We start from the raw sequence: 20,135 nt of genomic DNA, 5'->3' as shown, positions 1-20,135 counted from the left end.
CGACCTTTCAAGTAGACAGCGGAGACGTCAGATTTTCTTCAGCGCCGCTTCCAGCGCACCCGCATTGAAGCCCTGGATCTTGCGGTTGCCGATCAACACCACGGGCACGCCGCCGCCGCCGAGTTCTTCATGGGCTTTTCTTGCTTCCGGCGATTTCTCGATATCGAGATCGACGAATTCGATCTTGTTTTCCTTGAAATACGCGCGCGTCTTGGCGCAATAAGCGCACCAGTCCGTCCCATACAACACCACCTTCGCCTGGGCATTCGGGAAATACGCGGCGTAATTGCCTTCCGTGTAAGTCGATTTGAATAAACCAGGCAATAAGGACAGGCCATAACCGCTGCCCAGGCCGGCGGCCAATATCACGCCATACATGGCGATGGTTTTCATTTTCTTTTGCATCATGAAGCTACCTTGACGTCGTTGCCTTCAAACCGGGACGATTGTTTCATCCCGGCAAACCCGGTTTTCTTAATTCAAGGCGCATTCGGCCTTGCATGCATTTAACATCGCCTTGCATTCGTTGCTGGTTTGGCCGGAATCCAGGCAATCGGTAAAGGCGCCGTAGCACTCGCGCTGGCAGTCGCTCAAGCCATTGCCGGCCGCCCCCACCGAATAGGACGCGCTGACACCGACGGCAAACAGGAAAAGTGCGATCTTTTTAAACATTTTCTACCTTTCGATTGACATGGAAAAAGGAATGCCGCTTGCAATTCAATGCTTATTACCTTATAGAATTTACATCCTACAAAATCGAATATAGACCGCACTTATTTTAGAGTCAACGTTTCCTTCCGATAAATTTACACTTTGGAAAATATATGGGGAAAGCCCATCGAATGTGGAATTTGGAGAGATTGGGAGGCGCCAAACGTCTATACAATATCGGCGCCGCAAGCAGAAAAAGGCCGGCTGCGGGCGCAGCCGGCCGAGCGGCCATGGCAGGCTATAGCACTTCGAGAAAACTCTTCAGCGCGATGATTTCATCGGACGTCAGCTGCAAGCGCTGCAACAGGGGCGACGTGACGGGGAATTTCGGATCGGCCGCCTGCTGCGCATTCTGCGGCACGGGGCGCGACATGCCCGCGTTGTACATGTTCAGCAAACCCACCATCTGCGGGAACAGGCCGTTGTGCATCCACGGCCCCGATTGCGCCACGCCCCGCAAACCGGGCGTGCGGAACTTGCCCACGTCCTCATCCTTGCCCGTCACCAGGTAGCGCCCCAGGTCTTCATATTTCTTGCGCCCGTAATACGTCAATCCCAGGTTATGGAATTGCTGGTCCGTCAGCAAGGCGCCGCTGTGGCAGGTCATGCAGCGCGCCTTGGTGCGGAACAGATGCAGGCCCAGCAGCTCGCGCTCGTTCAAGTCGGCGCGCCGGCCTTCCAGGAAGGTATCGAAGCGCGTGACGGGCGGCAGCAGCGTGCGCTGGTAATCGGCCAGCGCCGTCAGGATGCGCGGCAGGGTCACGCCGGCGCCCGGGCCGAAGGCGGCGTCGAATTGCGCCGGATAGTCATCGAGCGCGGCCAGCTTGGCCGCCAGGGCCGGCACGTCCATGGCCATCTCGTCCGGATGCTGCAAGGGCCCCAGCGCCTGCTCTTCCAGGGTATCCGCGCGGCCATCCCAGAACAGCGGCTTGAGCTGGCCCACGCCCAGCAAGCCCGGCGCATTGCGCTGGCCCAGCCGCCCTGCATGGCCGACGGAAACGCGCTTGCTGTCGGCAAAACTGTGGGCGGGACTGTGGCAGCTGATGCAGGCCACCCCGTTCGAACGCGACAAGCGGGGGTCGTTGAACAGCCGCTGTCCCAGCGCCGCCACCTGCGGCGCCACCTGCGCCGGCGGCAGGGCCGAGACGGGCGCCATTTCCTGCGGCGCGACGCCGTCGGCCACCTGCGGACGGGGCCAGCTGGCGATGGGCTGCGCATACATCTGGCGCAGACAGGCAAGATTCCAGCCATCCGGCGTGGCGCAAGCGGCAGGGCTGGCCTCGCGCGCCGCCGCATCCCCTCCTGCCGGCAATCCCGCTGTCATGGCCAGCAGCGCTGCGGCCGCCCATCTGGTCTTTCCTGCTGCAAATCTATACACGTCGCTCATTCCTGTTTTGTACGCTGGCATCGACAAATGATAACCATCAAGCTTGGCAGCGACAAAGCGAAAGGGGACAGGCAGTAGCTATTTGGCGACCTGCGTCAATTTTCCCTGCGTTTCCTGCGCCTGCACATGGTCGCGCAGCAAGCCGCGCAGCAGCTGCACCTGCGCCACCGCGTCCGCTTGCAGGGCGGTCAAGCCCTCGGCCGCGCAGGGGCCGGGCGCCGGAACGTCCGCCGCGCCGCGCAGCAGCGCGTCGATTTCCCCGCTGACTTCGGCAATCCATTGCTGCAGCTGAGGCGTGGCCGGTTCGGCCTGGGGGCTGAGGCTGATGCGCGCCGTGCTGCCCGCCACGCGGCGCAGCAGCGGCAAGGTGCGCAGCGCCGCCAGGCCCACGCCGCTGCTGCGGTCCAGGCGGCGTTCGATGCGCAGGCGCTGCAGCACCTGTTCCGCATTATTGCTGGCCAGTCCCGCCTCGCGGCGCAGACGGGCGATCGCGCTATCCCACCGTCCGCCCGCCGCCAGCACGGCCAGCAGGTATTTCAGGTTGGCCGACACGGCCTTGGCCAGGCGCTGGTCCAGGTCGTCCGCCTCGCGGTCGGGCCACAGGAAGAACGTGGCCAGCAGGGCCAGCACGCAGCCCAGCACATTGTTGCCCAGGCGGCTAGCGGCATACACCATCTCGCTGGCCGGCGCCGCATAGTCGGCCACCAGCACGAAGGCGGGCGTCATGAACAGCACGTGCAGGCTGTAGCTGACGCGGCGCAAGGCCATGGTGGCGACGATCAGGGGAAACACCACGAGCGAGATCGCCAGCGGGGTGTGAACGGCCAGGCCGATCAGCACGGCCAGCACGGCGCCCAGCACGCTGCCCGCCACCCGCTCGATGCCGCGCGGCCAGGTGGTCGACACGGACGGCTGCAGGATCAGCAAGGTCGCCATGGTGGCCCAGTAGCCGAAGGGAATGTGCAAGGCTTCGACCAGCAGGAAGCCGGCCGTCGTCGCCAGCGACACGCGCGCCGCATGGCGCCAGCTCAGCGACTGCGGCGTGGCGTTGACTTTCGCCGTTTGCCACGCCTGCCCCAGTACCAGGAAAGCCGCCTCGCGCCACGGCAGCTGCGTCGCGCGCGGCAAGCCCAGTTCCATGAATTCCACGTTCAGGCGCAGCGGCAGCAAGGCGCCCAGCGCCGCTTCCAGGCGCCGTCCGCAGGCGGCCAGGCGCCGCTGCAGCAGCAGGGGCGGCGTTTCCGGCTGGCGCTGCACGGCTTGCCCCAGGCGGCGCAGCAGCACGGCCATCACTTCCAGGCTGCGCCGCGCGCGCGGGTCCCGGCGCAGGCGCTGCTGCTCGCGCTCGCACGTATGCGTGACGGCAATCAGATAGGCGAAGATGCGCTCGGCGTCGCTGAGCGCCAGCAACAGGTTGTCGTACAGAGCGCTGCGGCCCGCGCGCGCGGGCGGCACGGCGGCCAGCGCCACGCGCGCCGCTTCCAGTGCGGCGCGCGCCTGCGAACGGTAGCTGGCGCCATGCGCGGCCGCGTCCGGCAATGCCGGGCCCTGTTCCAGGAAGCGCGCATTGTCGCGCGCGATGCCGGCCAGGCGCGAATACGCGGCGCGGATGGCGCGCCTGCTGGGGCCGAACGGGTGGATGCGCCAGACCGTAAAACTGAGCACGGTGGCAAACAGGCAGCCGAACATGTACAGGCCCAGGAAAGGCGCCGTCTGCGTCATCGATGCCAGCGGATGCGTGACCATCACCACGCAGGCGGTGGCCGCCAGGATGGCCACTTGCGCCGTGGCCGCGCCCCAGATGCGCGCCAGCGCGCCGGCCCAGGAAAACAGCAGCACGGCAATGGCGGCCGCCGCCATGCCGTGGCCGGCCGCCAGCGCCGTCAGGCCGCCAGCCACGGTGGACAGCAAGCCGAAGCCCACCATCGAGACGAAACGCATACGCCGCGTGCCCGCCGCGTCGGCCAGGCAAGTCCAGAAGGCGCCGATGGCGGCCCAGGAAAAATCAGGGTGGTCGAACAGCAAGCCCAGCAGCAGCATGGCGCTCGAGGCGCAGGCGGCCCGCAAGCCTTCGGACAGGTTCGTTTCATCGATGGCCAGGGTGACCATCCACAGGGGGCGGCGCTGCGCCAGGGTATCGGTGTAGGCGTGCATGCCCGCCAGCCAGCGGCCGGCCAGTGCGCGCACACGGCGGTGAAGTTTCCTGAAGTGCAAGGTGGACTTTGAGAAGGTATCAAAGCGTCATCGTAGCATTCCCGGGCAAAGAATGTTGCAGTGCAGCGTAAAATCTCCGCGGGCGAAAAAAAAGCGACACCTCGGTGTCGCTTTTCCGTATGCAAACCAGCTTAGCTGACAGCTGCCAGGCGCGGCGGCTGCGTGCCGCCAAAGCGCTGCTCGATCGAGGCGGCGATGCCGGCGGCGTCCAGGCCCACGCCTTTCAGCAACTGCACGGGGTCGCCATGGTCGATGAAGGTGTCGGGCAAGCCCAGCATCAGGATCGGCTTGACGATGCCCTCGGCCGCCAGGGCCTCGGCCACGGCCGAACCGGCGCCGCCCATGATGCAGCCCTCTTCCACCGTCACCAGGTAATCGTGCTCGGCAGCAAGCTGTTTTACCAGCGCCACGTCGAGCGGCTTGACGAAGCGCATGTTGGCCACCGTCGCGTCCAGCTTGTCGCCCGCCGCCACGCTAGTCGCCACCATCGAACCGAAGGCCAGGATGGCGATGCGCTTGCCTTGGCGCTTGAGTTCGCCCTTACCGATCTCGATGCTGGTCAGTTCCGGCACGATGACCGCGCCGGCGCCGGCGCCGCGCGGATAGCGGATGGCGGCCGGACCCGGGTAGTGGTAACCCGTCGTCAGCATCTGCCGGCATTCGTTTTCGTCGGACGCGGCCATGATGACCATGTTCGGGATGCAGCGCAAAAACGCCATGTCGTAGTTGCCCGCGTGCGTGGCGCCATCGGCTCCCACCAGGCCCGCGCGGTCCAGCGCGAACGTCACGTCCAGGTTTTGCAGGGCCACGTCGTGGATCAGCTGATCGTAGGCGCGCTGCAGGAAGGTGGAATAGATGGCCACGACGGGTTTCAAGCCTTCGCAGGCCAGGCCCGCGCCGAAGGTCACGGAATGCTGTTCGGCAATGCCCACGTCAAAGTAGCGGGCCGGGAACTTCTGTTCGAACTTGACCATGCCCGAGCCTTCGCGCATGGCGGGCGTGATGCCCACCAGGCGCTTGTCGTGCGCGGCCATGTCGCACAGCCAATTGCCGAACACTTCCGTGTACGTCATCTTGGCGGGCGCCGTGGCCGGCTTGATGCCCTCTGCCGGGTTGAACTTGCCCGTGCCGTGGTACAGGATCGGTTCCGCTTCGGCCAGCTTGTAGCCCTGGCCTTTTTTGGTCACCACGTGCAGGAATTGCGGACCCTTCAATTGCTTGATGTTTTGCAAGGTCGGGATCAGCGAATCGAGGTCGTGGCCGTCGATGGGGCCGATGTAGTTGAAACCGAATTCCTCGAACATGGTGGCGGGCACGACCATGCCCTTGGCGTGCTCTTCAAAGCGCTTCGCCAATTCCAGCACGGGGCCGGGCAAGACGGACTTGCCCACGTTTTTCGCGGCAGCATAGAACTGGCCCGACATCAGTCGCGCCAGGTGGCGGTTCAGCGCGCCCACGGGCGGCGAGATCGACATGTCGTTGTCGTTCAGAATCACCAGCAGGTTGACGTCTTCCTGCACGCCCGCATTGTTCATCGCCTCGAAAGCCATGCCGGCCGTCATCGAACCGTCGCCGATGACGGCGATCGCGTGCAGCGGGTCGCCCTTGATCTTGGCGGCCTGCGCCATGCCCAGCGCAGCCGAGATCGATGTCGACGAGTGCGCCGTGCCGAACGTGTCGTATTCGCTTTCGTCGCGCTTCGGGAAGCCGGAAATGCCGTCCTTCTGGCGCAGGGTGTGCATGCGCCCGCGGCGGCCCGTGAGGATCTTGTGCGAGTAGGTCTGGTGGCCCACGTCCCACACGATGCGGTCATGCGGCGTGTTGAACACGTAGTGCAGCGCGACGGTCAGCTCGACCGTGCCCAGGTTGGACGACAGGTGGCCGCCCGTCTTGGAAACGGAGTCGAGCAGGAAGCTGCGCAATTCCTGCGCCAGCGGCACCAGTTGCGAGCGGGCCAGCTTGCGCACTTGCGCTGGTTCATTGATGGTTTCTAACAGTTTCATTTATGCCTTCCGCTGCACGACCAGGTCTGCCAGCTCGCGCAGACGGCGTGCCTTGTCCCCGAATGGCGCCAGCGCCGCATGGGCGTCGCACCGCAATTGTTCTGCCAGGGCTTTCGATGGTTCCAGCCCCAGTATCGATACGTAGGTGGGCTTGTTGGCGGCCGCATCCTTGCCCGCCGTCTTGCCCAGGGTGGCCGAATCGGCCGTCGCGTCGAGCACATCGTCGACCACCTGGAACGCCAGCCCGACGGCGCGCGCATACGCGTTCAGCGCCGTCATGTCGTCCGGCGCCAGCTCCTTGCCCGCCAGCGCGCCGAGGATCACGGCCGCGCGCAGCAAGGCGCCCGTTTTCAGCTGATGCATCTGTTCCAGTTGCGGCAGGCTCAAGGCCAGGCCCACACTGTCGAGGTCGATTGCCTGGCCGCCGCACATGCCGGCCGAACCGGAGGCGTGCGCCAGCAGCTTGATCATGGCCATTTGCCGCGCGGGAGGAATCGCCGCGCCGTCGGCCAGCAGCATGAACGCCTGCGATTGCAGCGCGTCGCCCACCAGCAGGGCCGTCGCTTCATCGTAGGCGATGTGCACGGTGGGCTTGCCACGGCGCAAGGCATCGTCATCCATGCACGGCATGTCGTCATGCACGAGCGAATACACGTGAATCATTTCCAGTGCGCAAGCGGCGCGCGCCAGGGTGTCCTGGTCGGCGTCGAACAATTCGCCGGCCGCCATCACCAGCAGCGGGCGCACGCGCTTGCCGCCGCCCAGGAGCGCGTACCGCATGGCTGCGTGCAGCTTGTGCGGCACGGCGTCCGCCGCCGGCAGGAACTGGTCGAGCCGGCTTTCCACGCCGGACTGGGTGCTCTGCATCCAGTCGCCGAAGGTCACGCTGTCTTGTTGCATGCTGGCCATCATTGCGCGGCCTCGCCGGCATCCACGAACGGTTTCAACATGTCGCCTTCCAGTACTTTCACCTGCGCTTCGACACTGTCGAGCTGGGTTGCGCAATACTTGACCAGTTCCGAGCCGCGCTGGTACGCCGCGACCGATGCTTCCAGCGGCAACTGGCCCGCTTCCATTTGCGTTACCAGCTGCGCCAGTTCCGCCATTGCCTCTTCAAACGAGGCCGGCGCTGCGGCAGCGGCAGTTATTTTCTTCGACATAGACTCAGATCTCTTCGTGGCACGAGGGGCTTGGTGGGAGACGCCGGGGACTCCCGGCCAGCATAGAAGCGTTATTTTAGAACAAACCACACTATTAAGTGAAAACTAAAGCGCAATCGGCGTGCTCAAAGGAGAAGACGTTGCCAGCTTGGCAGTAAATTTTAGCGCAATCGCCCCCATCGGCCCGAAATTGCATGGTAAATGACAATGTTTCTCATTAAAGTGCCGTATTTACCGGGGGGTTTTGGCAATGCCGAGGCCGATACGCGCTATAATCGCCGGTTCTGTCCGAAATACCGTTTCAACAAATTTGAATTCAGGTCTTTGCGGATTCTTTCTCTCTGTAGCGGTTGTCCAGGGAATGGCCTGGGGCACTGCTGACCGTTGTACATTTATGGGGGGTTGGGATGTCCGATCTGGCTACTCACGCCAAGCTGGCGCGCTCAAACGCGCAACTTCCGGTCCACGTCTATTTTGACGAAACGCTGTTGCAGCGTGAAATGCAACAATTGTTCCAGGCCGGCCCGCGCTATGTCGGGCATGAGCTGATGGTGCCGGAAACCGGCGATTTTGCGACCCTGGCGTCTGAGAACGAAGGGCGCATGCTCGTGCGCAACGCCAATGGCATCGAAGTGCTGTCCAACGTCTGCCGCCACCGGCAGGCGCTGATGTTCAACGGCCGCGGCAATGCCAATAATATCGTGTGCCCGCTGCACCGCTGGACCTACGACCTCAAGGGTGAATTGATCGGCGCGCCGCACTTCCCCGAGACGCCGTGCCTGAACCTGTCGAAAACGCCGCTGCAAAGCTGGAATGGCTTGCTGTTCGAGCAGAACGGCTACAACGTGATGGAAAAATTGAAAGATTTGTCCGTCTCGAAAGACCTCGATTTTTCCGGCTACATGTTCGACCACGTGGAAATCCACGAGTGCGACTACAACTGGAAAACCTTCATCGAAGTCTATCTGGAAGACTATCACGTGGAGCCGTTCCACCCGGGCCTGGGCAGCTTCGTCAGCTGCGACGACCTGCGCTGGGAATTCGGCAAGGATTACAGCGTGCAAACGGTGGGCGTGCACCGGGGCCTGCAGCAAGCCGGTTCGCCTGCCTACAAGAAATGGCAGGAACAGGTGCTGCAATTCCGCGGCGGCGAAGCGCCGCCGTATGGCGCCATCTGGCTGACCCTGTATCCGAACATCATGGTCGAATGGTATCCGCACGTGCTCGTCGTCTCGACCCTGTGGCCCGATGGCCCGCAAAAGACGCGCAACGTGGTGGAGTTCTATTACCCAGAGGAAATCGTGCTGTTCGAGCGCGACTTCGTCGAGGCCGAACGGGCAGCCTACATGGAAACCTGCGTCGAGGACGATGAAATCGCCCAGCGCATGGATGCGGGCCGCAAGGCCCTGATGGCGCGCGGCGTGAGCGAAGTGGGCCCTTACCAGTCGCCGATGGAAGATGGCATGCAGCACTTCCACGAATGGTACCGCAGCAATATCGAACTGTAATTCGCAGAAGGGCCGCATGACGCGGCCCTTTTTTTATCCTCTCATTACCCAGGAATCCAATGCAATCGTTGTGGATGCTGTTTGCCAGTTTTATGTTCGCCATCATGGGCGTGTGCGTCAAGCTGGCGTCGGAGATGTATTCGACGTCCGAAATCGTCATGTATCGCGGCATCATCGGCATGGCCGTCATGAGCTGCACCATCCTCTACCAAGGCGGCAGCTTTAAAACCACGATGCCGGGCCAGCATCTGTGGCGCGGCGTGGTGGGCGTGATCGCCCTGTGGCTGTGGTTTTACGCGATCGCCATCCTGCCGCTGGCCACGGCCATGACGCTCAATTACATGGCGCCCATCTGGATCGCCGTGATCCTGCTGGCGGGCGGCTGGTGGAAAGGCATGAAACAGGTCGAATGGCCGCTGGCGGCGGCCATCGCCATGAGCTTTGTCGGCGTGACCCTGCTGCTGCAACCCGTGTTCGAGACGGACCAGGCGGCTGGCGCCATCACGGCCCTGATTTCCGGCATGCTGTCGGCCCTCGCCTACCTGCAGGTCCGCAAGCTGGGCTTGCTGGGCGAACCCGAATACCGGGTCGTGTTCTATTTCTCGGTCGTCAATTTCCTCGCCGGCGTGATCGGCCACGTGGCCAGCGCCGGCGGCGGTCCCGTCGCCTGGCACGCGCACACGAGCGCCTACGGCATCGGCTTGCTGGCCGCCATCGGCCTGTGCGCCACCATGGCGCAGATGGCCATGACGCGCGCCTATCGCCTGGGCAAGACCCTCGTGGTGGCGAATCTGCAGTACACGGGCATCGTCTTTTCCAGCTTCTGGGGCGTGGTGATCTTTGGCGACCTGTTCGACTGGCACGGCTGGGCCGGCATCGGCATCATTCTCGCTTCCGGCATCGCGGCAACCTATTACAATACCCGCAACACGGCCCGTGGCGCCGCCATCGCGCGCACGGATCCCATCGCCAGCGAAGTGTAAGGAGTCATGACCTTGTATACGACCTTGATCAACAGCAATGATTTGTCCAGCCACGTGAATGACAGCAACTGGGTCATCCTCGATTGCCGCCACGACTTGCTCAACCCCACGGCCGGCAGCGATGCGTTTGCCGCCGGCCACATCCAGAACGCGCAGTTCGCCGACATCGACACGGCCCTGTCCGGCCCCAAGACGGCGCGCGGCCCGGACTTTACGGGACGGCATCCCCTGCCCGACCGCAATACCCTGCTGGTCACCTTGCGCGGCTGGGGCATCAATGACGACACGCAAGTGGTGGCATATGACGGCCAGGGCGGCATGTTCGCCGCCCGCCTGTGGTGGCTGCTGCGCTGGGTGGGCCACGGGGCCGTCGCCGTGCTCGACGGCGGCCTGGCCGCATGGCAGGCGCAAGGCTTGCCCCTGGTCACGCCCGTGGCGCCCCGCGCGGCGGGCCAGCTCACGGAAAAAACCAGCCTGACGCGCATGGTCACCGTGCAGGACGTCATCGCCAACCTGGAAACACAGGCGCTGACCGTGATCGACGCGCGCGCGCCCGACCGCTACCGGGGCGAAAACGAAACCATCGACCCCGTGGGCGGCCATATCCCCGGCGCGAAAAACCGTTTCTTCAAGGATAACCTGCAGGCGGATGGCCATTTTAAAAACGCCGAGGAACTGCGGCGCGACTTCAGCCCCTTGTTTGACGCGCCGCAAGCGGCCATCCTGCAGTGCGGCTCCGGCGTGACGGCTTGCCACAACCTGCTGGCCCTGGAAGTGGCCGGCTTGCCCGGCGCGGCCCTGTATCCGGGCTCGTGGAGCGAATGGTGTGCCGACCCGGCAAGGCCCGTGGCGACGGGCAGTTAAAAAAAGGCGGACCAGATGGTCCGCCTTTTTACTTGTGGGTAACTACGACGTTATCCCCAGCGACTGATTCAAGCGTTCCAGTTCCGCCTGCCACGCCTGCTGGCTGGCCGGCTTCTGGTGGCGCGGTTTTCTCGCCAGGTCTTGCGCCAGCAACTGCTCCAGTTCGCACAGGCGTTCCAGCTGCACGTCGATGTCGGTTTGCGCTGGCGCAAGCGCAGCCGTGTCCACGCGCGGCGCGGACGCCGGCGCCTGCCCATCCTCAAGACTCAGCCGTGCATACGCGCTGGCCGCATCAAGCCACTCTTCCAGCCCGCCATCGGCCACCACCCAAAAGCGGTTGCAGGCCGTCTCGATCAGGTCGCGGTCGTGCGATACCAGCAGGCAGCCGCCCGCAAATCCCTGCAACGCTTGTCCCAGCTCCCCCTTACCCTGCATGTCCAGGTGATTGCTGGGTTCATCGAGCAGCAGCAAGTGGTAGCTGGCCAGCGACAGCCCCAGGAACAGCAGCCGCGCCCGCTCGCCGCCGCTCAGGGTGGCCACCGTCTGGCCATGGCGCGCATACGGGAAACCGGCCGAGATTAACGCCTGCTTGCGCGCCACCTGGCTGCGCGCAGCTTCGTTTTGCACGGCAAACGGATACAGGGCGTCGGACAGGTCGGCCGTATCGGCCAGTTGCTTGAGCGACTGGTCGTAATAGCCGATGTTTGCCGCCTTGTGGTAGCGCAAGTCCGTCCGTTCTTCCTGCGCCTGGATGGCTTGCCAGCACAAGCGCAGCAACGAGGACTTGCCGCTGCCGTTGGCACCCAGCAAGGCGACCCGGTCGCCCGGTTTCAGCCACAGCTGGCCGACCTGGAACAGCACGGGAGACGCGGGCACGGCGCGCACGTCCAGCCCGTCCAGCACCAGCAGCTGGTCGGCCGCCAGCGCCTTGCCGCGCAGACTCAAGCGCCAGGGTGCGCCATCGCTGACGAACGATTGCTCATCCTTCAACTTGTCGATGCGCCGCTGCATGGTCTTGGCCTTGCGCGCCAGGTCTTCATTGTCATAGGTGCGGCCCCACAGGGCCAGGCGGGCGCTGCTGGCAGACAGGCGGTCGATTTCCTTCTGTTCCGCCGCATGGCGGGCAGCGGCGGCAATATCGGCTTCGGCCAGCGCCGCCAGCGCGGGGCCGCACGGCAAGTCGAAATCGTAGAGCCGGCGGTCGCGCAAGATCCAGCTGCGCGTGGCCACGTTGTCGAGCAGGCGCTGGTCGTGCGAGACGAGGATGAAGGCGCCGCGCCAGGCCAGCAGGAATTGCTCCAGCCACAGCAGGGATGGCAAGTCCAGATGATTGCTGGGCTCATCGAGCAGCAGCACGTTCGGCTCCTGCAGCAGGGCACGCCCCAGCAGCAGTCGCGTATGCTGGCCGCCGGACAGCGAGTGCACGGGCACTTGCGCCGTCTCGTGCTCGAAGCCTAACTCGGCCAAGAGGCTGTCGACCCGCCAATGCAGCTCGGGCTGTTCCAGCACGGGCGCCAGCAAGGCGTCGTACAGGCTCAGGCTGGCAAGTTCCGGCGGCAAGTGCTGCTCCACGTGCTGCAAGCGGCAGGCACGAGAATAGTGGATGGCGCCGGCAGTGGCTTCCCGCGTGCCGCTGAGCAACCCCAGCAAGGTGGATTTGCCGCAGCCGTTGTGGCCGATCAGGCCGATGCGGTCGCCCTGGCGCAAGGTAAAGGCGAGTTCATGGAACAGGAAACCGTCGTGGGTATCGAGTTGTAAAGCTTGTGTCGAGATCAGGGTAGTCATGGCTCTTGTCTTTGTTCGGGATGCAAGCATCCGCGTTAACAGGAGCGCTAACGACAACGGAGTACCAGGAAAGGACTCGTCTAGGAGGGTAACTTTGCTCTGGCCAGGTTATCGCAGCGCGATAGAACGTGGGCAAGAGCTGGCAAATGCGCTTAAAGAGCGTGCGCGCCATGCGGCGAGCAACAAGTTTTCTTCCATGATATTTTCCTCCTTTCTGTGCAAGTTAGTCAGAAAGGCAATATAGCACAAGTGACACTGCGGCACCGCCGCGCGTCAACCGCCGTGGCGTTTATGCGTCAGGAACAGCACGATGCACACGCCCAGCGCGATCAGCAGCACTTGCGGGATGGTTTCGCGCAAGGTGGCGCGGCGCTGCATCTGCGGCATCAGGTCGGACAGGGCAATGTAGATGAAGCCGGACGAGGCGAACACGAGCACGTAAGGAATCAGATTGCTGGCGCGGTCCAGGGTGAAATAGCCGAGCAGGCCGCCCGCCACCGCCATCAGGCTGCACAGCAGATTGAAAATATACGCGCGCAGGCGCGAGAAGCCGGCATTGAGCAGCACGATGAAGTCGCCGATTTCCTGCGGGATTTCATGCGCGATGATGGCCAGGCCCGTCACCAGGCCCAGCTTCGGGTCGGCCAGGAAGGCGGCGGCGATCAAAATGCCGTCCGTAAAGTTGTGCATGCCGTCGCCCACGAGGATCATCCAGCCGGCCTTGCCCGCTTCGTGCTTGTCGTGGCCGTGCGCGTGGTGGTGGCCGTCGCCTTCGTGGTGGTGCGAATGGCGCAAAATCGCAAATTTTTCCAGCATGAAAAAGGCCAGCAAGCCTGCCAGCAGGGTGGCGAACAGGCTGCGCGGGTCCGCCTGCGATTCGAATGCTTCGGGCAAGGCGTGCAGCAGGGACGTCGACAACATGATGCCGACGGACAAGCTGACCATGCGCTCGACCACTTTGGACAAGAATGCAAACGAAAAGATCGCCGCCGCGGTAATGCTGAATACGCCCGCGATCGTGGTCGCGAGCAAAATGGATATAAGGACGGGATCGATGATTTTCTTACCTCAAAATGGCGCCGGCCTACGGGCGCCCGCGATGCTGGCGTCTGGCTTGATCTGCATAGTGTTGCTTATTATTCAATCTTGTGCGCGCTTGGCGGCAGCGTGGCGCAGTGAAGATGCAATTGTACTGCATTGACGCGAACCGGGCATTTTACAGCCCGGTGCGCCTTTCGCGTCAACTGATGGAAAAATTTGCTCTTTTTCTGTTGCAGATCACGCTACGCCGTGGCGTTTGAACCAGGCCAGGCAACGCGCATAGCCGTCTTTCGCATCGGCCGCCACATAGCTGGGACGGTAATCGGCGTTGAAGGCGTGGCCCGCATCGGGGTAGACGACGAATTCCGACTTGTTGCCGCCCTTGGCCAGCGCGTCCTTCATCTTGCCGATCGATTCCTGGCTGATGCCCGTATCCTTGCCGCCATACAAGCCCAGCACGGGCACTTTCAAGCTGGCGGCGATATCGATGGGGTTGCTCGGCTGCAAGGGGGTCGGTTCGCCCACGAGGCGGCCATACCAGGCCACGCCCGCCTTGACGGCGGGATTGTGCGCCGCGTACAGCCAGGTGATGCGGCCGCCCCAGCAGAAACCCGTGATGCCCAGGCGGCCCGTGTCGCCGCCATTCTGTTTCGCCCATGCGACCACGGCATCGAGGTCCGTCATCACTTGCGCATCGGGCGTCTTGGCGATGATGCCCTTCATTAACTCTGGAATGCTGCCCACCTTGGTGGGGTCGCCCTGACGCACGAACAGGTCGGGCGCCAGCGCCAGATAGCCTTGCTTGGCGAAGCGGCGCGCCATGTCGGCGATATGTTCATGCACGCCAAAGATTTCCGAAATAACCAGCACCACGGGCAAGCCCGTCTTGCCTTCCGGCTGGGCCGCATACACGGGCACGGCCTGACCATCGACCATCACGGATATGCTGGCCGTGACGAGCCCGGCGGAATCCGTCTTGATGACGTTTTGCGCCGCCACGGGCAGCACGGCCACGGCAAAGCCCGTGCCCAGCGCCACCTTCAGGAAACCACGCCGGCCATCGGGCCCGGACAAGCTGCTCTGGCCCAGCAAACTTTCACAATCGGTGATCATGTCGCTCATGCGTTTCTCCTGAAGGTATTGCGTTTAATTAATGCGCTTCGTCCCAATTTTTGCCTACGCCCACTTCCGCCGTCAGCGGCACTTTCAGCGCGGCCACGCCGGCCATCAGTTCCGGCAGCTTGCGCTTGACCAGTTCCAGCTCGGCGTCCGGCACTTCCAGCACCAGTTCATCGTGCACCTGCATGATCATCTTCGTCTGCAAGCCATCCGTTTCCAGCCAGCCTTGCACGGCAATCATGGCCAGCTTGATCAGGTCGGCGGCCGTGCCCTGCATGGGCGCGTTGATGGCCGCCCGTTCGGCGCCCTGGCGGCGGGGGCCGTTCGGCGAATTGATTTCCGGCAGCCACAAACGGCGGCCGAACACGGTTTCCACGTAGCCGCGCGCCTTCGCTTGCTGGCGCGTGTCTTCCATATACTGTTTCACGCCGGAAAAACGGGCAAAGTAACGGTCGATATAGCTTTGCGCGGCCGTGCGGTCCACACCCAAGTTACCGGCCAGGCCGAATGCGCTCATGCCGTAGATCAAACCAAAGTTGATGACCTTGGCGTAGCGGCGCTGTTCGCTCTGCACTTCCGCAGCCGGCACGCCAAAGATCTCGGCGGCCGTGGCGCGGTGAATGTCGATGCCGTCGGCAAACGCGCGCAGCATGGCTTCGTCGCCCGAGATGTGCGCCATGATGCGCAATTCGATCTGCGAATAGTCGGCCGAAACGATGTGGCTGCCCGGCGGCGCAATGAAGGCTTCGCGGATGCGCCGGCCTTCCGCGCTGCGGATGGGAATATTCTGCAGGTTCGGGTCGTTTGACGCCAGACGGCCCGTGACGGCCACGGCTTGCGCATAGTTCGTGTGCACCCTGCCCGTGGTGACGTTGATCATCTTCGGCAATTTATCCGTGTACGTCGACTTCAGCTTGGCCATGCCCCGGTATTCGAGCAGCACTTTGGGCAGCGGATAATCCTCGGCCAGCTTTTGCAGCACTTCTTCATCCGTCGACGGTGCGCCCGTCGGGGTCTTCTTGACCACCGGCAGTTTCAATTTTTCAAAGAAAATTTCGCCGATCTGCTTGGGCGAACCCAGGTTGAATGGCTGCTCGGCCAGTTCGTACGCCTTCTTTTCCAGTTCGAGGATTTTGACGGCCAGCTCGGCCGACTGGATGTTGAGCAGCTCGTCGTCGATCAGCACGCCGTTGCGCTCGATCTTTTGCAAGACCACGGCCGTCGGCATCTCGATCTTTTCATAGATGAAAGTCAGCTTCTCATCGTTCGCCACATTGCCCCACATGGCATTGTGCAAACGCAAGGTGACGTCCGCATCCTCGGCCGCGTACTTCGCCGCCTGCTCCACTTCCACCTGGTTGAACGTGATCTGCTTGGCGCCCTTGCCGCACACGTCCTCGAACGGAATCGTCGTGTAGTTCAGGTGGCGCAGGGCCAGACTGTCCATGTCGTGCTTCTTGTGCGATTCGAACACATACGATTCGAGCAGGGTATCGTGGGCGATGCCGCGCAACGTCACGCCATGGTTGGCGAAGATGTGGCTGTCGTATTTCAGGTTCTGCCCCAGCTTGGATTTCGTTTCGTCCTCCAGCCACGGGCGCAACTTCGCCAACACGTGTTCGCGCGACAACTGTTCCGGCGCGCCCGCGTAGTCGTGCGTCAGCGGAATGTAGCAGGCCGCGTGCTCGGCCACGGACAGGGAAATACCGACCATCTGCGCCGTCATCGGTTCCAGCGAGGTGGTTTCCGTGTCGACGGCCGTCAGGGCCGCCGCATCGATCAGGGCGATCCACTTATCGAGCTGCTCGTCCGTCAGCACGGTTTCATACACGGCTTCCACGGCTGACACAGCATCGGCGAACATGTCGCCCGTCGTATTGGCGGTGGAGGCACCGGCGGCGGCCGCTGGCCCAACGGGCGACATCGGCGGCGGCGCCGCGCCCAGTTCGCGCAGCAGGGCCTTGAAGCCGTAGCGCTGGAAGAAGGCCAGCAGCGCTTCCTTGTCTTCGTGTCTTGCCACCAGCGAGTCGGCGATCGTCGTCATGTGCTGCGACAGATCGCAATCGGTCTTGACGGTGATCAAGGCGCGCGCCTGCGGCAGCCAAGGCAGGGCCGTGCGCAGGTTTTCGCCCACGGCGCCGCCCACATTGGCCGCGTTTTCCATCACGCCTTCCAGGCTGTCATACAAGGTCAGCCACTTGACGGCCGTTTTCGGGCCGCATTTCGAGACGCCCGGCACATTGTCCACCGTATCGCCGATCAGCGACAGATAATCGATGATGCGGTTGGGCGGCACGCCGAACTTGGCCAGCACGGCCGCCTCGTCCAGCTTTTCATTGCTCATGGTATTGATCAGGGTCACCTGGCTGTTGACCAGCTGCGCCAGGTCCTTGTCGCCCGTCGACACCACCACGTCCATGCCGGCGGCGGCCGCCTGCACGGCCAGGGTGCCGATCACGTCGTCCGCTTCCACGCCGTCGACCATCAGGATGGGCCAGCCCATGGCCCGCACGGCTTCGTGGATCGGTTCGATCTGCAGGCGCAGGTCGTCCGGCATCGAGGCGCGCGTGGCCTTGTACTCGGGGTACATGTCGTCGCGGAAAGTTTTACCCTTGGCATCGAAGACGCAGGCGATGTAGGCAGCCGGGTAGTCGGCGCGCAGGCGGCGCAGCATGTTGACCATGCCGTGCATGGCGCCCGTGGGATAGCCATCCGGGCTGCGCAGGTCGGGCAGCGCATGGAAAGCACGATAAAGGTAACTGGAACCGTCGACTAACAGCAGGGTGTTTTGCATAATGCCAATAAAATAAGGTGAGCCGCGTCCGCCGGGGAAAGCGCGGCGGGCGGGCGGAATATCGCCCAATTATCGCAGAGTTTGGGGCCGCGCCACCGGCCGCCATGCGTGCCGTTCCCGGCGTTTTGAGCACCCCGGCGGCCCCGTGCGGGCGCGCGGGCTGCCGCCGCCAGCCATTTCGGCACATTAATCAGCTGTATTAAACAGCATTGCCTACCAGTTTGTTACAATGCCTTATAGATAAATTGACGGCATTACACCACTGCACGCGCTGCAGTCCCACACATGGAAGCGAACCCATCATGATGCGTACATCGACACTCTGGACATTCCTCGCCCTGCCCCTGCTGGCATGTTCGGCCATCGCCAGCGCCCAGACGCCGGCCAAACCGAGCGACGCGCCGCCACAGCTCGAACGTATCGAGGAAATGGGCGAAGCGCCCATCACCGTGGCGCCGGCTGCCGCCAGGCAGCAGATCACCGAGAAACGCGAAGCGGGTGTGACGTCCGAAGTGAAAGTCACCACGGGCGGCAGCACCTATTACATGAAGCCGGCCACGGGCGCCGACCAGGCCAACGGCGGCGCCCTGCGCGGCCCCCAATGGAAAGTACTGGAATTCGACCTGGGCAAGAAGAAACAGAAACAACGCGATGAAGAGGCCGCGGACGCGCCAGCACCGCCCGCAGCAACGAAGTAAGCAGCCACTCTCTTCTGCCCTGCCCCGGCCATCTGCGGGGCAGCCGGCTTTTTTTGACCTTTTAGACCATTCCCCTCTTTCCCATGGCAGTATTTACCGCGCTACACCTGGACGATATCGGCCAGTGGATCACGCAATTTCCACTCGGCAAACCTCTGGCGCTCAAGGGCATCGCATCCGGCATTGAAAACAGCAATTTCTTCCTGAGCACGGAGCGCGGCGAGTATGTGCTGACGATCTTTGAAAACCTCAGCTTCGAGCAATTGCCGTTCTATCTGCAGCTGATGCGCCATTTGGCGGACCGGGGCGTGCTGGTGCCCGCCCCCATCGCCAATGCCGATGGCGAACTGGTGACGGCCCTGCAAGGCAAGCCGGCCGCCATCGTCAGCAAGCTCGACGGCAGCTCGCAGATGGCGCCGCAAGCCGTGCATTGCGCGGCCGTGGGGGCCATGCTGGCGAAGATGCACCTGGCAGCGCAGGATTTCCCCCTGCAGCAGCCGAATTTGCGGGGACTGGACTGGTGGAACACCACCACGCCGCTGGTCTTGCCCCACCTCGATGACGCCAAGGCGCATTTGTTGCGCGCGGAAATCCATTTCCAGGACGCCTTTGCTGCCTGCGCTACCTATAAAGCCATCCCGCGCGGTCCCGTGCATGCCGACTTGTTCCGCAACAATGTCATGTTTGACGGCGAACAGCTGACGGGCTTTTTCGACTTTTATTTTGCCGGCTGCGACACCTGGCTGTTCGACGTGGCCGTCACCGTCAACGACTGGTGCGTGGACCTGGCCACGGGCGTGCTCGACACGGTGCGCGTGCGTGCCCTGCTGGACGCCTACCAGGCCGTGCGCCCGTTTACGCACGAAGAACAGACGGCATGGCAGCCGATGCTGCGCGCCGCCGCGCTGCGCTTCTGGCTGTCGCGCCTGTACGATTATTACCAGCCGCGCGAAGCGGAAATGCTGACCCCGCACGATCCCACGCATTTCGAACGCATTCTGCGCGAACGTATTGCCACACCTGCACCGGAACTGTTTTAAACATGGAAAAATTACCTGCAAGTACAGGCTGGCTTTGGGTGAAACAAGGCTTTGGCCTGTTTCGCAAGCAACCTGGCGGCATGTCGATGCTGTTTCTCGGCTATATGTTCTGCATGCTGGCCGTCAGCATCGTGCCCGTGCTCGGCCAGATGCTGCCCGTCATCCTCGTGCCCGTGTTTTCCGTGGCCTTCGTGCAAGGCTGCCTGCATATCGACCAGGGCAAGCGCGTCTTGCCCAGCCTGCTGATCTCGGGCTTCCGCAAACCGGTGTTTCCCTCGCTGTTCGGCCTGGGCGTGCTGTACATCCTGATGGCCATCCTTGCCATCGGCGCGTCCACCCTGGTGGACGACGGCTTGCTGTGGCAGCTGGTCACGGGGCAACTGACGGAAGAAGCGGCGCGCGCCGCCATCCCCGAATCGCGCCTGGGCCTCGGCATCCTGCTGGCCATCGTGCTGTACGTGCCGGCCGCCATGGCGTTCTGCTTTGCCGCGCCGCTGATCTACTGGCAAAAGGCCGGCCTGGGCAAGTCGCTGTTCTTCAGCTTTTTCGCCGTCTGGCGCTCGCTGTCGGCCTTCATCGTCTTTGCCGCCACATGGTTCGCCATCAGCATCGTCACCAGCCAGTTGCTGGCCGTCATCTTTGGCCGCACGCCGCTGATGATGCAGCTGATGATGCCGCTGTCGATGATACTCACCATCATCATGCATTGCTCGTTCTACGCCGCCTACCGCCAGATCTTCGGCGTGCCCGTCGATGAGAGCAAGACGGTGTCGCTGGACAAGCCGAACGACTGATTTTCACGCCGCATGCAAAAAGGGCAGCCTGCGC

The 20,135-nt window shown here is 63.1% G+C and carries 17 protein-coding genes; 7 read left to right on the top strand and 10 right to left on the bottom strand.

Going from position 1 to position 20,135, the window contains the following annotated elements:
* Positions 1 to 27: 27 nt before the first annotated feature.
* The 6 genes from GCN74_RS08350 to GCN74_RS08325 form a co-directional block, all read right to left on the bottom strand.
* Positions 28 to 408 (bottom strand): glutaredoxin family protein, encoded by a 381-nt coding sequence (locus tag GCN74_RS08350; protein ID WP_226938935.1) that lies wholly within the window; start codon positions 406 to 408, stop codon positions 28 to 30.
* Between the two features lie 541 nt (positions 409 to 949).
* Entirely contained in the window at positions 950 to 2,035 is a 1,086-nt protein-coding gene (locus GCN74_RS08345; protein WP_152256225.1) for a cytochrome-c peroxidase, read from the bottom strand.
* Positions 2,036 to 2,176: 141 nt separating this feature from the next.
* Positions 2,177 to 4,285 carry an FUSC family protein gene (locus tag GCN74_RS08340; protein ID WP_226938934.1) on the bottom strand — a complete coding sequence of 703 codons (2,109 nt, stop codon included), beginning with the start codon at positions 4,283 to 4,285 and terminating at the stop codon, positions 2,177 to 2,179.
* A 158-nt stretch (positions 4,286 to 4,443) separates the two neighbouring features.
* On the bottom strand, positions 4,444 to 6,315 hold the full coding sequence (gene dxs / locus GCN74_RS08335) for a 1-deoxy-D-xylulose-5-phosphate synthase (protein WP_152256224.1): 1,872 nt from the start codon (positions 6,313 to 6,315) through the stop codon (positions 4,444 to 4,446).
* On the bottom strand, positions 6,316 to 7,215 hold the full coding sequence (locus tag GCN74_RS08330; RefSeq protein WP_152256223.1) for a polyprenyl synthetase family protein: 900 nt from the start codon (positions 7,213 to 7,215) through the stop codon (positions 6,316 to 6,318). It lies immediately after the preceding gene.
* Positions 7,216 to 7,223: 8 nt separating this feature from the next.
* Positions 7,224 to 7,475 (bottom strand): exodeoxyribonuclease VII small subunit, encoded by a 252-nt coding sequence (locus GCN74_RS08325; protein WP_152256222.1) that lies wholly within the window; start codon positions 7,473 to 7,475, stop codon positions 7,224 to 7,226.
* Positions 7,476 to 7,882: 407 nt separating this feature from the next.
* On the opposite strand from GCN74_RS08325, the gene GCN74_RS08320 reads away from it, so the two are divergent.
* Genes GCN74_RS08320 through GCN74_RS08310 form a run of 3 tightly spaced genes read left to right on the top strand, consistent with a single transcriptional unit; the run spans position 7,883 to position 10,830 of the window.
* Positions 7,883 to 8,983 (top strand): aromatic ring-hydroxylating oxygenase subunit alpha, encoded by a 1,101-nt coding sequence (locus tag GCN74_RS08320; RefSeq protein WP_152256221.1) that lies wholly within the window; start codon positions 7,883 to 7,885, stop codon positions 8,981 to 8,983.
* Between the two features lie 59 nt (positions 8,984 to 9,042).
* Positions 9,043 to 9,966: a DMT family transporter gene (locus GCN74_RS08315; protein ID WP_152256220.1), complete on the top strand. Its 924-nt coding sequence runs from the start codon at positions 9,043 to 9,045 to the stop codon at positions 9,964 to 9,966.
* 12 nt (positions 9,967 to 9,978) lie between these two features.
* Positions 9,979 to 10,830: a sulfurtransferase gene (locus GCN74_RS08310; protein ID WP_152256256.1), complete on the top strand. Its 852-nt coding sequence runs from the start codon at positions 9,979 to 9,981 to the stop codon at positions 10,828 to 10,830.
* A 42-nt stretch (positions 10,831 to 10,872) separates the two neighbouring features.
* Here the strand turns inward: GCN74_RS08310 and GCN74_RS08305 are convergent, their stop codons facing one another.
* Positions 10,873 to 12,615 carry an ABC-F family ATP-binding cassette domain-containing protein gene (locus tag GCN74_RS08305; protein ID WP_152256219.1) on the bottom strand — a complete coding sequence of 581 codons (1,743 nt, stop codon included), beginning with the start codon at positions 12,613 to 12,615 and terminating at the stop codon, positions 10,873 to 10,875.
* A gap of 273 nt (positions 12,616 to 12,888) precedes the next feature.
* Positions 12,889 to 13,647: a ZIP family metal transporter gene (locus GCN74_RS08300; protein WP_052140365.1), complete on the bottom strand. Its 759-nt coding sequence runs from the start codon at positions 13,645 to 13,647 to the stop codon at positions 12,889 to 12,891.
* Between GCN74_RS08300 and GCN74_RS28690 the strand changes: the two genes are divergently transcribed.
* A complete protein-coding gene (locus tag GCN74_RS28690) occupies positions 13,559 to 13,816 on the top strand; it encodes a hypothetical protein (protein ID WP_193317011.1) in 258 nt (85 codons plus the stop codon). The two genes, GCN74_RS08300 and GCN74_RS28690, sit on opposite strands and share 89 nt — an antisense overlap.
* 77 nt (positions 13,817 to 13,893) lie before the next feature.
* Here the strand turns inward: GCN74_RS28690 and GCN74_RS08295 are convergent, their stop codons facing one another.
* Together GCN74_RS08295 and polA are read right to left on the bottom strand one after the other, a co-directional pair.
* The gene (locus GCN74_RS08295; protein WP_152256218.1) at positions 13,894 to 14,778 is read right to left on the bottom strand and encodes a dienelactone hydrolase family protein; all 885 of its coding nucleotides are present in this window, start codon (positions 14,776 to 14,778) and stop codon (positions 13,894 to 13,896) included.
* A gap of 28 nt (positions 14,779 to 14,806) precedes the next feature.
* Positions 14,807 to 17,569, bottom strand: coding sequence for a DNA polymerase I (polA, locus tag GCN74_RS08290; protein WP_152256217.1), 2,763 nt, complete (start codon positions 17,567 to 17,569; stop codon positions 14,807 to 14,809).
* Between the two features lie 302 nt (positions 17,570 to 17,871).
* On the opposite strand from polA, the gene GCN74_RS08285 reads away from it, so the two are divergent.
* The 3 genes from GCN74_RS08285 to GCN74_RS08275 all read left to right on the top strand — a co-directional run bounded on the left by GCN74_RS08285 (position 17,872) and on the right by GCN74_RS08275 (position 20,101).
* Positions 17,872 to 18,267, top strand: a complete 396-nt coding sequence (locus tag GCN74_RS08285) for a hypothetical protein (protein WP_152256216.1) — start codon at positions 17,872 to 17,874, stop codon at positions 18,265 to 18,267.
* Between the two features lie 83 nt (positions 18,268 to 18,350).
* Positions 18,351 to 19,307 (top strand): homoserine kinase, encoded by a 957-nt coding sequence (locus GCN74_RS08280; RefSeq protein WP_152256215.1) that lies wholly within the window; start codon positions 18,351 to 18,353, stop codon positions 19,305 to 19,307.
* A gap of 2 nt (positions 19,308 to 19,309) precedes the next feature.
* The gene (locus tag GCN74_RS08275) at positions 19,310 to 20,101 is read left to right on the top strand and encodes a BPSS1780 family membrane protein (RefSeq protein ID WP_152256214.1); all 792 of its coding nucleotides are present in this window, start codon (positions 19,310 to 19,312) and stop codon (positions 20,099 to 20,101) included.
* The last annotated feature ends 34 nt before the right edge of the window (positions 20,102 to 20,135 follow it).

It is taken from the genome of Janthinobacterium sp. FT14W (genome assembly GCF_009208755.1).
Lineage (GTDB): Bacteria > Pseudomonadota > Gammaproteobacteria > Burkholderiales > Burkholderiaceae_D > Janthinobacterium > Janthinobacterium violaceinigrum.
Note: the sequence above shows the minus strand (reverse complement) of the source record. Positions and strands in the feature narration are given on the sequence as shown.

Bases quoted from the DNA above. Each gene is read 5' to 3' on its own strand.
- GCN74_RS08305 (WP_152256219.1), bottom strand. From the start codon at position 12,615: ATGACTACCCTGATCTCGACACAAGCTTTACAACTCGATACCCACGAC.
- GCN74_RS08315 (WP_152256220.1), top strand. From the start codon at position 9,043: ATGCAATCGTTGTGGATGCTGTTTGCCAGTTTTATGTTCGCCATCATG.
- GCN74_RS08330 (WP_152256223.1), bottom strand. From the start codon at position 7,215: ATGCAACAAGACAGCGTGACCTTCGGCGACTGGATGCAGAGCACCCAG.
- GCN74_RS08320 (WP_152256221.1), top strand. From the start codon at position 7,883: ATGTCCGATCTGGCTACTCACGCCAAGCTGGCGCGCTCAAACGCGCAA.
- GCN74_RS08325 (WP_152256222.1), bottom strand. From the start codon at position 7,475: ATGTCGAAGAAAATAACTGCCGCTGCCGCAGCGCCGGCCTCGTTTGAA.
- polA (WP_152256217.1), bottom strand. From the start codon at position 17,569: ATGCAAAACACCCTGCTGTTAGTCGACGGTTCCAGTTACCTTTATCGT.
- GCN74_RS28690 (WP_193317011.1), top strand. From the start codon at position 13,559: ATGCGCTCGACCACTTTGGACAAGAATGCAAACGAAAAGATCGCCGCC.
- dxs (WP_152256224.1), bottom strand. From the start codon at position 6,315: ATGAAACTGTTAGAAACCATCAATGAACCAGCGCAAGTGCGCAAGCTG.
- GCN74_RS08345 (WP_152256225.1), bottom strand. From the start codon at position 2,035: ATGACAGCGGGATTGCCGGCAGGAGGGGATGCGGCGGCGCGCGAGGCC.
- GCN74_RS08280 (WP_152256215.1), top strand. From the start codon at position 18,351: ATGGCAGTATTTACCGCGCTACACCTGGACGATATCGGCCAGTGGATC.
- GCN74_RS08295 (WP_152256218.1), bottom strand. From the start codon at position 14,778: ATGAGCGACATGATCACCGATTGTGAAAGTTTGCTGGGCCAGAGCAGC.
- GCN74_RS08275 (WP_152256214.1), top strand. From the start codon at position 19,310: ATGGAAAAATTACCTGCAAGTACAGGCTGGCTTTGGGTGAAACAAGGC.
- GCN74_RS08350 (WP_226938935.1), bottom strand. From the start codon at position 408: ATGATGCAAAAGAAAATGAAAACCATCGCCATGTATGGCGTGATATTG.
- GCN74_RS08285 (WP_152256216.1), top strand. From the start codon at position 17,872: ATGATGCGTACATCGACACTCTGGACATTCCTCGCCCTGCCCCTGCTG.